9 protein-coding genes are annotated in these 12,064 nt (G+C 63.4%); 5 read left to right on the top strand and 4 right to left on the bottom strand.

The genetic code is table 11. The features are described 5' to 3' along the window. The first annotated feature begins 111 nt into the window (after positions 1–111). Entirely contained in the window at positions 112–1,398 is a 1,287-nt protein-coding gene (locus MESOP_RS12695; RefSeq protein ID WP_013893728.1) for an NAD(P)/FAD-dependent oxidoreductase, read from the top strand. A 368-nt stretch (positions 1,399–1,766) separates the two neighbouring features. Further along, positions 1,767–2,624 (top strand): SH3 domain-containing protein, encoded by an 858-nt coding sequence (locus tag MESOP_RS12690; RefSeq protein WP_013893727.1) that lies wholly within the window; start codon positions 1,767–1,769, stop codon positions 2,622–2,624. Positions 2,625–2,663: 39 nt separating this feature from the next. Here the strand turns inward: MESOP_RS12690 and MESOP_RS12685 are convergent, their stop codons facing one another. After that, complete coding sequence (locus MESOP_RS12685) at positions 2,664–3,968, bottom strand: Mur ligase family protein (protein ID WP_013893726.1); 1,305 nt, start codon at positions 3,966–3,968, stop codon at positions 2,664–2,666. Positions 3,969–4,077: 109 nt separating this feature from the next. Further along, positions 4,078–4,824: an SDR family oxidoreductase gene (locus tag MESOP_RS12680; RefSeq protein WP_013893725.1), complete on the bottom strand. Its 747-nt coding sequence runs from the start codon at positions 4,822–4,824 to the stop codon at positions 4,078–4,080. A 279-nt stretch (positions 4,825–5,103) separates the two neighbouring features. On the opposite strand from MESOP_RS12680, the gene zwf reads away from it, so the two are divergent. The 3 genes from zwf to edd all read left to right on the top strand — a co-directional run bounded on the left by zwf (position 5,104) and on the right by edd (position 9,159). Then, entirely contained in the window at positions 5,104–6,573 is a 1,470-nt protein-coding gene (zwf, locus tag MESOP_RS12675) for a glucose-6-phosphate dehydrogenase (protein WP_013893724.1), read from the top strand. After that, the gene (gene pgl / locus MESOP_RS12670) at positions 6,555–7,271 is read left to right on the top strand and encodes a 6-phosphogluconolactonase (RefSeq protein ID WP_013893723.1); all 717 of its coding nucleotides are present in this window, start codon (positions 6,555–6,557) and stop codon (positions 7,269–7,271) included. Before zwf ends, pgl begins: the two co-directional genes overlap by 19 nt. 64 nt (positions 7,272–7,335) lie before the next feature. Then, positions 7,336–9,159: a phosphogluconate dehydratase gene (edd, locus tag MESOP_RS12665; protein ID WP_013893722.1), complete on the top strand. Its 1,824-nt coding sequence runs from the start codon at positions 7,336–7,338 to the stop codon at positions 9,157–9,159. A gap of 67 nt (positions 9,160–9,226) precedes the next feature. Here edd and MESOP_RS12660 read toward each other — a convergent pair whose 3' ends face one another. Next, positions 9,227–10,885, bottom strand: a complete 1,659-nt coding sequence (locus MESOP_RS12660) for a vWA domain-containing protein (RefSeq protein ID WP_013893721.1) — start codon at positions 10,883–10,885, stop codon at positions 9,227–9,229. A gap of 170 nt (positions 10,886–11,055) precedes the next feature. After that, positions 11,056–12,054: a GlxA family transcriptional regulator gene (locus tag MESOP_RS12655; RefSeq protein WP_041164104.1), complete on the bottom strand. Its 999-nt coding sequence runs from the start codon at positions 12,052–12,054 to the stop codon at positions 11,056–11,058. Between the last annotated feature and the right edge of the window lie 10 nt (positions 12,055–12,064).

Raw genomic sequence — 12,064 nt, 5'->3', positions numbered from 1 at the left:
TAGCGAATAGGGAGGAACCGGTATTATTTCTATTCGCTATTCGCTATTCGCTATTCGCTATTCGCTATTCGCTCTTCTGCCCCTTCCATATCCCTGAGTCTTCGCCGTACCATGCCTTACCAATCCCCCATTTCCCCCGGCCGCTCCTGGTATGAAGACACGGCCGGCCCTCGGCCTGAGTATCCTGTGCTCGATGGCGACCGGAGCTGCGATGTTGTCATCGTCGGCGGCGGGTTCACCGGCCTGTCGGCGGCAACGCATCTCGCCAAGGCGGGAACCAATGTCGTCTTGATCGATGCCTGCCGTTTCGGCGATGGCGCGTCCGGGCGCAATGGCGGCCAGCTCGGTACCGGCCAGCGTGCCTGGGCCGAGGATATGGAGGCGGAATACGGATTGTCGCGAGCCAAGGCGCTGTTCGATTTCGCCGAGGAGGCGAAGGCACATCTCATCGAATTCGCCGCCACCAACCAGATCGATATCGACTACATGCCAGGCCAGCTCTCGGTGGCGCACAAGCAGCGTTATGTCGACGACTACAAGGCGCATGCCGAGATCATGGCCAGCCGTTTCTCCTACCCGCATATTTCCTTCATGGATAAGACGGAAACAGCGCAGCGGCTGGGCTCGACCGCCTATTTCGGCGGCACCCGCGACACCGGTACCGGCCACATCCATCCGATGAAGCTGGTGATCGGCACGGCGCGGGTGGCGGCACAGGCCGGCGCGCAGCTGTTCGAGGGGACGCCATCGACCGGCATTATTTCCGCCGGCGGCAAGGTCAAGGTTTCCACGCCAAGTGGCACCGTGACGGCCCAAAAGTGCCTGATCGCGGTCAACGCCTATGGCGGAACGCTCGAACCAGTGAGTGCGGCGCACATCATGCCGATCGGTTCGTTCATCGGCGCCACCGTGCCGCTCGGCGCGGGATCTACGGTGCTGCCGGGCGGCGAGTCGGTCGATGATTCCCGCTTCGTCGTGCGCTATTTCCGCAAGTCGAGGGATGGCCGGCTGCTGTTCGGCGGACGCGAGGTCTATGGCGTCAACGATCCCAAGGACATCCACATTCATATCCGCCGCCAGATCGCGGAACTCTATCCGGCGCTCGGCGACGTCGAGATCACGCATGGCTGGGGCGGTTATGTCGGCATTACGGTGCCGAGAAAGCCATTCGTGCGCGAAGTGATGCCGAATGTGATCTCGGCCGGCGGCTATTCCGGCCATGGCGTCATGCTGTCGAACTTCTTCGGCAAGCTCTATGCCGAAACCATCGCCGGCAATCGCGACCGGTTGAAGCTGATCGAGGACCTGAAAATTCCGCCATTTCCCGGCGGTCGCCGCTTCCGTACACCGCTGCTATTCCTGGCGCTCAACTGGTTCGCGTTGCGGGACAGGATCTGAAGCGCGACGCGCTTCAGATCCTTTATTCATGTCGTTATCCCAAAACCGGGGGCACTTGTGGGCGACATGCATTGGGCCGGATCAGGCCAGCCGCGATGCCATCGCCATCACGGTCTCATGTAATATTGTAATATTCATTGCAACATTTGTTGCCCGGGCGACACATTGCGCTATTGCCGGCAAAGGCGCAGAATCTTTTATAAAGGCGCACTGATGCCACAATCGCGGGCGAAAGGTGCCTCTTCTGGGTGATTGTTCGGGGGTTGCTGCGGGCGCCTGCCCGTGTTGATTTTGGGACCGATGCCGATCAAATGCCGAACTTGCGGCACGATCGAAAGAACCTCGGCCCGCTTATGGAGGTGGCGAGATTGAGAGAGCCCTTCAGTTTCGGTGCTCCGGAACGTCGGCGCTTTGCCATGCAGTTCGGCTATGACATGCGCCCGTCCTTCTGGCAGGAAGTCCGTTCGAATTCACATTTGGTGATTGCCGCGGTCGGCACTGCCGCGTTGCTTGGCGTGGCCGCGGTGGCGCTCTGGCTGGCATTGCCGGCCAGCGAGAGGCAAGCCGCCGCCAGCCAGGAGCAGAGCATTCCAAGCATTCCGGTGAAGACGACCAAGATCGTCCCGGCCGGGACCACGGTAGCCGCGGCGACAACAGTGCCGCAGGCGGAGCGCAAGGCCAATGAGGCCTCTTCGGCCAAGGCTGTCGCCCAGGCCGCCATTCCCGCACTCGCTGCCAACGATCCTCGCTGGACCGGCTCGCAGACAAAAGCCGCATCGGCTCCCGCTTCAGCCGACCAAGGGACAAGCAAGGCCGAGAAGGCGCCGGACAAGCCGGCCACCACGGCGGCGTTCGCGCAACCGGCGGCCGATAGCGATGCCGCCGCCGAACTTGCCAAAGTTGCCGCGCCGCCCGCGGGGGCAAGTGGCAGCAATCCCGATGGCGCGCAAACCGCGGCTATCCCGACGGTAAAACCGCTGGCACCGGACCAACAGGACGACAATGGTCAAGCCACGGCAAAGCCACGGAAAGTCGCGGCCGCTGGCACTGGACGCGTCCTGAGAGCCGTGACCATGCGCAGCGGTCCGAAGAAGCATGCCGCCGCTATCGTCACGGTGCCAGCCAAGACGTCGGTGCAGGTGATGAGCTGCAAGCAATGGTGCCAGATCGTCTACAACGGCAAGACCGGCTGGGTGTATAAAAGCTATATCAAGCCCGGCGCGTAACTTGCCTGCGCGTCTGGCACCGGCCTCGCTTTCGAGACCCTACGACGACCCGCCACCCAACAGGCCGCGGAATTGCCGCCACACCTTGGCGCGCCGGCGTCGCATGACATGGGCACGATGCTGCTCGTAAGGCAGTTCATATAGACCGCAGGTGTGGCAGCCCTCCGACTTGCCGCAGACCGGAACCCAACATTTGACATCATGCGTCCAGGCGAGCGCGATGCGCTCCAGGTGAAGGCTGGATGAGCTTTTGACGAGTATCAGTTCGCCGGGCACAGCCGTCCGCTTGATATGGTCGGAGACTTCCTTCGCCGTCCGAAGCTCGACAAAGCGGCCGCTGTCGCGATCGGTCTGACTGGCACGCGAGCGATGTGCGTTGTCTCCCGTATAGATCACCTGATCGACGATTCCCCGCGCGGTTTGATAGGCAAAGGCATATTTCTTGGTCGAGCCGGCGTAATCCGAAATCTGGCCGAGCACGATGCGCTTGCGACTGGAAGTGGCCTTGGCCATCATGTCCAGGGCAAGATTGATCGAGTGCCAGGGTGCCTTAGCGGCATCGAGGATGAATTGCGGGCCGCCTTCGGTTACCAGCACGGCACAGCGATTTACGACCGGCTGGAACGTTGCCACCTGGGCGGCAACCTTGTCCGGGGGGACACCGAGTTCAAGCGCTGTCGCAACGGCGGCAACGGTCGGCAGCCAGAAATGTTCGGCTGGAAAAGGCGTCTCGGGCTGCAGCAGCCCTCCCCGCCAATGGATTGAAAACGTCAGCCGATCTGGATAGGCGGCGCGGATGTCGGTCACACGATAGTCGGCCGTCTCAGCCATGCCGAAGGTGACGACGCGGCATCCGGCGCCGGCAGCCATGTCGGCAACATAAGGATCGTCGGCATTGAGGACAGCAAGGCCGTCTGGCCGTAACGCCGAGACCATCGCACGTTTTTCGACGGCGACGTTTTCGAGCGTCCTGAACCTGGCAACGTGCTCCAGACGAACCATGGTGACGACGGCCACATGCGGCTGCAGCATTTCCGCCATTGGCCTGATCGTGTCGATGCCGGACGCGCCTGCTTCGAAAACAACATAGTCGACCTCGCCCGCTTGCGTCATGCGTTTGTAGAGCGTGCTGACCAGCGAGTTGAAGGTGTTGGCCAGCACGCGCGCATAGGTCGGCCGATGGGCCGCCAATATGTGCCCAAGCAGCGCCGTCACGGTCGATTTTCCCGAACTGCCGGTGACGCCGATGAAGGTCGCCTTGCTTTTCGCCCGGGCACGTCTGGCCCTGGAGGCGCTTACGCGCCACCGCAGGTCTTCGAGAATTTTCCGCAATTTCGACTTCATCGCACCAGCGGCCCCCGGGCGCCCCTGGAAGAACTCCAGGCCCCGCAACCTCAAGTCAAGTCGAAGCCCGAGGCACGGTCAAGCCGGCGATTGCGCCTGACATGGTGCTTCAGATGCAGCGCCCGCCATCGACCTCCAGCGCCACTCCGGTGATGAAGGCGGCTTCATCCGAAGCCAGCCATAGCGCCGCATTGGCAATATCGAGCGGCGTCGACAGCCGGCCGAGCGGGATCGAGGCGCGGAATTTCTCGCGGATCTCGGGCGTATCGGCGCCCATGAATTTCTCCAGCATGCCGGTCTCGCCGGCGACCGGGCACAGGCAATTGACGCGAATGTTCTTGGGCGCCAGTTCCACCGCCATCGACTTGGTGGCGGTGATCGCCCAGCCTTTCGATGCATTGTACCAGGTGAGACCTGGCCGTGGCCGCAGGCCCGCGGTGGAGGCCGTGGTCAGGATCACCCCGCCGCCTTGCCTCTCCATGATCGGCACGACAGCAAGGGCCGCATGGTAGATGGCTTTCATGTTGACTGCCGTGATCAGGTCGAAGGTCGCCTCGTCGACCTTGAGCAAATCGCCATTGCGGTGCGTGAAGCCGGCATTGTTGACCATGATGTCGATGCGGCCGAAAGCGCTTTTGGCGGCATAGATCATCTCGTCGAATTCGGAACGCAGGGAAACGTCGGTCTGCGTCCAGATCGCCATCTCGCCGATTTCGCCGGCGACACGTTCCGCGCCCTTGGCGTTGAGGTCGGCAACGACGACCCTGGCGCCCTCTTCGGCGAAGCGCCTGGCAATGCCTTCGCCAAAGCCCGATGCCGCACCGGTGATGACGGCGACCTTGTTCTCCAAACGCATGCTTTTCCCGCTCCCTGAGCTCATGTCCACACAGCGACGGATATCGCGCAGATTTCTCCCTTAGCTTTCGTCACATTCACACTCTATGCTGCAACTGCGAAGCGTCCGGAGTCTTCGATCACCGACAAGCCTCCGGGTGGCGCCAAGTGTCAAGCGCACACGTGGACCCAATCAATATCCAGCGATTGGTCCTTGATGTGACACCGTGGCACTGGAAAATTTAAATCGATTAGAATATATCAGCCGCGTACTCGCTAGCGGCGTCAGAGCGGACAGACCATGACCAGCCAGATCATCCCCGTCGACCCTTTCGACTTCATCATTTTCGGCGGCACCGGCGACCTGTCGGAACGCAAGCTTCTGCCGTCGCTCTACTACCGCCAGCGCGACCATCAGTTCTCCGAGCCGACACGCATCATCGGCACGTCGCGCTCGAAAATGAGCGACGACGAATTCCAGGCCTTCGCCAAGCAGGCTATCTCCGACCACGTCAAGCCGGCCGACATCGACCCCAAGGAATTGAAGACCTTCCTGGCGCGGCTTTCCTACGTCTCGGCGGATGCGACGAGCGGAGCCGGCTTCGACAAGCTGAAGAAGGCGATCGGCGAAAGCGACCGCATCCGTGCCTTCTACCTGGCCGTGGCGCCGGCACTGTTCGGCGATATCTCGCACAAGCTCAAAGAGCATGATCTGATCACGCCGAACTCGCGCATCGTGCTGGAGAAGCCGATCGGCCGCGACCTGGCCTCGGCGCAGGCGCTCAACGACCTGGTCGGCGACGACTTCCACGAAAGCCAGATCTTCCGCATCGACCACTATCTCGGCAAGGAAACAGTGCAGAACCTGATGGCGCTGCGCTTTGCCAACGCGCTCTACGAGCCGCTGTGGAACTCCGCCCATATCGACCACGTCCAGATCACCGTGGCCGAGACTGTCGGCCTGGAAGACCGCGTCACTTACTACGACAAGGCCGGCGCGCTGCGCGACATGGTGCAGAACCACATGCTGCAGCTCTTGTGCCTCGTCGCCATGGAGGCACCGTCGTCGATGGACGCCGACGCCGTACGCGACGAGAAGCTGAAGGTGCTCAGGGCGCTGAAACGCATCAACGGCAACGAGGCACCGAAGCACACCGTGCGCGGCCAGTACCGTGCCGGTGCCTCGGCCAGCGGAGCCGTCAAGGGCTATGTCGAGGAGCTCGCCCATGACAGCAACACCGAGACCTTCGTCGCCATCAAGGCCGAGATCGGCACCTGGCGCTGGGCGGGCGTTCCGTTCTACCTTCGGACCGGCAAGCGGCTGGCGACCCGGGTTTCGGAAATCGTCATCGAATTCAAGCCGATCCCGCATTCGATCTTCGGCGACACCGCCGGGCCGATCTTCGCCAACCAGCTGGTCATCCGGCTGCAGCCCGACGAAGGCGTCAAGCAGTTCATCATGATCAAGGATCCTGGTCCCGGCGGCATGCGGCTGCGCCAGATCTCGCTCGACATGAGTTTCGCGCAATCCTTCGACGGCCGCGCGCCGGACGCCTATGAGCGGCTGATCATGGACGTCATCCGTGGCAATCAGACGCTGTTCATGCGCCGCGACGAGGTCGAGGCGGCATGGAAATGGATCGACCCGATCCAGAATGCCTGGGAAGGCGCCAGGCAGGAAGCGCAGGGCTATACGGCAGGCACATGGGGGCCGTCGGCCTCGATAGCGCTGATCGAACGCGACGGACGGACATGGCACGAGAGCAATTGAACGGCGCCAGCTACAACTGGAACGGCTTTGCCGGGCGCCAGGACCTGGCGGCGGCCCTTGCCGGCCATGTCACGGCGCGCCTGACCAAGGCCATCGACGAGCGCGGCACCGCCCTGCTTGCCGTTTCCGGCGGCACCACGCCAGCGAAGCTCTTCGCCGCGCTGTCGGCAATTCCCATTGCCTGGAACAAGGTGACGGTTACGCTGGTCGACGAAAGGTTCGTGCCGGCCTCCTCACCGCGCTCGAATGCCGGGCTGGTCGCCGCCAACCTGCTCCAGAATGCAGCGGCCGCGGCGCGCTTCGTGCCGCTGTATCACGAGGCGACAAGCATCGAGACGGCGGCAGGATCCGACGATACGGCACTCAAGGCACTGGCCTGGCCGCTCGACGTCGTGGTGCTCGGCATGGGCAGCGACGGCCACACCGCTTCGTTCTTTCCCGATGCCGACAATCTCCCTACCTTGCTCGATCCCGCCTCGCAGAGGATCGTGCTGCCGGTGCACGCGCCAAGCGGCGGCGAGCCGCGGCTGACGCTATCGATGGCGCGCATAATTGCCGCCGGCTTCATTGCGCTGCATATCGAGGGCGAGGACAAGCGCACCGCCTTCGAGGATGCGATGGGACCGGGTGCGAAAAAGCCCATTCGCAAAGTGCTCGAAGCAGCACCCATACCAGTAGAGGTGTTCTGGGCACCTTGATTTCACGAAAAGCAGCCCCGGCAAACAGTGGGAGGACGTTCTCCGGGGCTCGAAAGGACCGACCATGACCGCAAGACGCGATATCGAAGCCATCACCGAGCGCATCCGCCAACGCTCGAAGCCAGGACGCGAGCGCTATCTCGGCCGCATCGCCGAAGCGTCGAACCAGACCGCCAACCGGTCGGTGCTGTCCTGCGGCAACCTTGCCCATGGCTTCGCCGTCTGCAGCCCTTCGGAGAAGCTGGTGCTCGGCGCCGACAAGGTGCCGAACCTCGGCATCATCACCTCCTACAACGACATGCTGTCGGCGCATCAGCCTTTCGAAACCTTCCCCGCCCTGATCAAGGAGGCCGCGCGTGAAGCAGGCGGCATCGCCCAGGTGGCCGGCGGCGTGCCGGCGATGTGCGATGGCGTCACGCAGGGCCAGCCGGGCATGGAGCTGTCGCTGTTTTCGCGCGACGTCATCGCCATGGCCGCCGCGATCGGCCTGTCGCACAACATGTTCGACGCCGCCGTCTATCTCGGCGTCTGCGACAAGATCGTGCCGGGACTGGTGATCGCGGCGTTGACCTTCGGCCACCTGCCGGCGGTGTTCATTCCGGCCGGTCCGATGACGACAGGCCTGCCCAACGATGAGAAGGCCAAAGTCCGCCAACTCTATGCCGAGGGCAAGGCGGGTCGCGCCGAACTTTTGGAAGCCGAGTCCAAATCATACCACGGGCCAGGCACCTGCACCTTCTACGGCACGGCCAACTCCAACCAGATGCTGATGGAGATCATGGGCCTGCACACGCCGGGTGCTTCCTTCGTCAATCCCGGGACGCCGCTGCGCGAGGCGTTGACCCGCGAGGCGACGAAGCGGGCGCTGGCGATCACCGCGCTCGGCAATGCCTATACGCCCGTCGGGCGCATGATCGACGAGCGCTCTATCGTCAACGGCGTCGTCGGCCTGCATGCCACCGGTGGCTCGACCAACCACACCATCCACCTGATCGCCATGGCGGCGGCGGCCGGCATCGCCATTACCTGGCAGGACATTTCCGACCTCTCGGAAGCCGTACCGCTCCTGGCTCGCGTCTATCCGAACGGGCTTGCCGACGTGAACCATTTCCACGCCGCCGGAGGGCTCGGCTTCCTGATCCGCGAACTGCTCGACGAAGGCATCCTGCACGAAGATGTGCAGACGGTCTGGGGCGAAGGCCTGCGGCCCTATGCGGTCGAGGCAAAGCTCGGCGCTGATGGTTCCGTGGTGCGCGAGGCAGTCCCGCTCCAGAGTGGCGACGAGAAGGTGCTGGCGCCGTTCAGCAAGGCCTTCCAGCCGACCGGCGGCCTGAAGGTGCTGGCGGGCAATCTCGGCCATGCCGTCATCAAGACGTCCGCCGTCAAGCCGGAGCGGCGCCTCATCGAGGCGCCGGCCAAGGTGTTCGACAGCCAGCAGGGGCTGAACGACGCGTTCAAGGCCGGCACGCTGACAGGCGACTTCATCGCCGTCATCCGCTTCCAGGGGCCGAAGGCCAACGGCATGCCGGAACTGCACAAGCTGACCACCGTGCTCGGCATCCTGCAGGATCGCGGCCAGCGCGTCGCACTGGTCACCGACGGGCGCATGTCGGGCGCTTCCGGCAAGGTGCCGGCGGCGATCCATGTGACGCCGGAAGCCGTCGAGGACGGTCCTATCGCCAGGATCCACGACGGCGACGTCATCCGCCTCGACGCCGATGCAGGCACGCTGGAGGTGCTGGTGCCGGGGACGGAGTTCGCGCTGCGCCGCACCGCCGAAGCCGATCTCATCGGCAACGAGTTCGGCTTCGGCCGCGAACTTTTCGCCGGTTTCCGGCAACTGGTCGGACGCGCCGACCACGGCGCCAGCGCATTTGGAACTGCCTGACGTGATCCCGTCTCATCCATGAAAAAGGGCGGCTTGTGGCCGCCCTTTTTAGGTTATCCATGCGACCCTATTGCACCGTCAACTCAGCGCGCTCGCCGGCCTTGACCGTCACAGTGCCTTCCTTCGAGCTGTTGTCCGATTTCTCCGAGACGACGGCATAGTCCCCCGCCGGTATCGCCGCCTGATACTTCTGGTCGTATGCGTAGCCAAGCGACTTGCGGTTGCCGTTGATGTCCTTCTTGGTTTCGAAAATCTCAATCTTCGAGGCCCCGGGCGCGGTGATCGCCAGCACGCCGGCATTCATGGTGACCTTCACATCCTGAAATTCGCCGACCTTGACGTTGAACGGCTGCTCGACGACTGCAAGATCGACCGTCGCAATCAACACATAGTCATCAGGCGGCAGATCGAACTTGCTGTCGGGACCATAGGCATAGGTCACCTCGTCCCGGGTTCCGTCGATCTTCTTTTTCGCCTTCACGATCTTGAAGCCGATGCCCGAACCGTCGGCCTTGTCGCCGCCGGCTGTATAATAGGCGTTGGCAACGACATGTCCGACGCCGACGATGATGTCCTTTTCAACTGTCTTGCCGGCAGCGAGCGGTATCGTCTCGGAAACCACGCCCTGGCCGATCGTGACCGTCACTTTCTCGTCGCCGGCCGGCAACACGGTCTTGGTGGTCCCATAGTAGGTCGCGGGATTATCGGCACTTGGGTAGTCGATCACGACAGCCGCGCCATCGACAACATCCGCCCCCGCGCTTGGTCGCGGATGAATGACGAGCGTGCCAGCATTCAAGGTGAAGAGCGGCTTGGCGACCTGGCCTGCCTCGATCTTGACCTTCTGCTCCACCTTGGCCTCGCCGTCGCGCGCGACGATGACGTAATCGCCCGGTTCCAGATTGGCTTTGTAGGCGCCATATTCGGTGGTGACGCTGTCGCCACGCGTGCCGTCGGACTTTGCCTTGTAGACTTCCCAGGCATTGCCGTCGGTGACCGGATCACCGCCCTCGGCAAGCACCGCCGTCGGCATGAAATTGAATTCCGGCTTGGCAGGCTCGGGTGCCGGCGTGGGCGCAGGTTCCGGTACAGGCGCCGGCGCCGGGGCGGCGACGGTTTCGGCCAAAGCTTCCTGCAGCGCCTTCTCGTCGGAGGCCTGGATGTATTTGCCGCCGGTGTTGTCGGCGAGGCAGGCGATCTGCTTGCCTTCATCGGCGGTCAGGCCGAAGCCGACGACGTCGGCCGTGAAATCGACACCGGACGCTTCGAGTTCCTTACCAAGCGCACAGGGGTCGCCGCCGCAGGTCTCGAGCCCATCGGTGATGAGGACGACCGTCGCCTTGTCCTCGGTGTATTTCAGTGCTTCAGCCGCCTGCTTGACGGCCGCCGTCAGCGGCGTCTTGCCGAGGAATTTCAGACTGTCCGCGGCATCCGTGATGGCGCTCGCCGAGCCGGCCTGGGGCGGCACGATCAGCTGGATGTCGTCGCAGCTGCCTTTCTCGCGATGACCATAGGCCATGAAGCCGATCTCATCGTCGGCGGGAACCGATTGCAGCACGGTCCTGAGCGATTCGCGGGCGATTTCGAGCTTCGGCTTGCCATCGATCTGGGCCCACATCGACCCGGAAGCGTCGAGAATGATGAGGACCTTGTTGGCGGCAAAGCCGAACGTCGTCATCGACAAAAGGAGGATCGCCGCAGCGACGCTCCGCGCAAGTCCCGCCATCGAAATCTCCTGATTGATCCACCCCGTCCGCCGCCCGAAGCTATTTGAGCCCGCGTCCAGACACAAGCCCGGACGCGCCCATGCCGCTCGGCTGCTTGAGCGGGGGACGGAGTGTCCGTGCAGGTGGATCACGCAGCAACGGACGTCTTCGAGCCCAGGTCGGAGCCGGCTCAGTAGGTGGTGCGGCGCTCTTCAGAGGGCGGACGGCCGAACTGCAGCCGGTAGCTCTGGGCAAAATAGGAATGCGAGGTAAAGCCGGTCGCGATCGCCACGTCGAGGATCGGCATGTTGGTCTGGCGCAGCAATTCGCGCGCCCGTTCCAGCCGCAGCCGCATGTAGTAGCGGCCGGGCGTGACGCTGAGATGGCGCAGGAACAGGCGCTCCACCTGGCGCACCGACAGGCCGGCCGACTTGGCGAGCTGTACCGCCGAGAGCGGCTCGTCGAGATGGTCGGCCATCAGCTCGACGATGCGCCTGAGCTTCTCCGACTTGCCGGTCAGATCGCGCTCCGGGCCGACGCGCTGGCGGTCGCCGGCCGAGCGGATGCGCTCATGCTGGAACTGGTTGGCGACGCCATTGGCGAGGTTCGAGCCGAAATCGCCGCGCACGATCTCCAGCATCAGGTCGATCGAGGTGGTGCCGCCGGCGCAGGTGTAGCGCTTGCGGTCGATCTCGAAGACGTTGCCGGTGCAGTTGATGTCGGGAAAACGCTCGACGAAGCCGGCGCGGTTTTCCCAATGGATGGTGCAGCGATAGCCGTCGAGCTGGCCGGCCTCGGCCAGCAAATAGGATCCGACCGAGAGCGCGCCAAGCGCGTTGCCGCGCCGACCCCAGCTGCGCAGAGCCGCCAGAACCTTGCTCTTGCCGGGAAATTCCGTGGTCAGGCCGACCGAGACGAAGAGGATGTCGACCGGCGGCAGGTCGGCGACGCTGTAGTCGATCTTGAGCGGCAGACCGTTGGAAGCCATCACCGGATCGCCGTCGGCCGATACCGTGGTCCAGCCGTAGAAATCGCGGCCAAGCAGACGGTTCGCCGACCGGAACGTGTCGATCGCGGCGGCCAGCGAGAACATGGAAAACTTGTCGACCAGCAGGAAGGCGAACTGCCGGCCGCCTTGAACGGGATCATTCGTGACCGGCCGTTCCTGGGAAACAGAGGGGTTAGGCAAAGCTGTGGCT

It is taken from the genome of Mesorhizobium opportunistum WSM2075, assembly GCF_000176035.2.
Classification (GTDB): domain Bacteria; phylum Pseudomonadota; class Alphaproteobacteria; order Rhizobiales; family Rhizobiaceae; genus Mesorhizobium; species Mesorhizobium opportunistum.
Note: the sequence above shows the minus strand (reverse complement) of the source record. Positions and strands in the feature narration are given on the sequence as shown.

Coding starts and splice junctions, on each gene's coding strand:
- pgl (WP_013893723.1), top strand. CDS start 6,555: ATGGCACGAGAGCAATTGAACGGCGCCAGCTACAACTGGAACGGCTTT.
- edd (WP_013893722.1), top strand. CDS start 7,336: ATGACCGCAAGACGCGATATCGAAGCCATCACCGAGCGCATCCGCCAA.
- MESOP_RS12695 (WP_013893728.1), top strand. CDS start 112: ATGCCTTACCAATCCCCCATTTCCCCCGGCCGCTCCTGGTATGAAGAC.
- zwf (WP_013893724.1), top strand. CDS start 5,104: ATGACCAGCCAGATCATCCCCGTCGACCCTTTCGACTTCATCATTTTC.
- MESOP_RS12685 (WP_013893726.1), bottom strand. CDS start 3,968: ATGAAGTCGAAATTGCGGAAAATTCTCGAAGACCTGCGGTGGCGCGTA.
- MESOP_RS12680 (WP_013893725.1), bottom strand. CDS start 4,824: ATGCGTTTGGAGAACAAGGTCGCCGTCATCACCGGTGCGGCATCGGGC.
- MESOP_RS12660 (WP_013893721.1), bottom strand. CDS start 10,885: ATGGCGGGACTTGCGCGGAGCGTCGCTGCGGCGATCCTCCTTTTGTCG.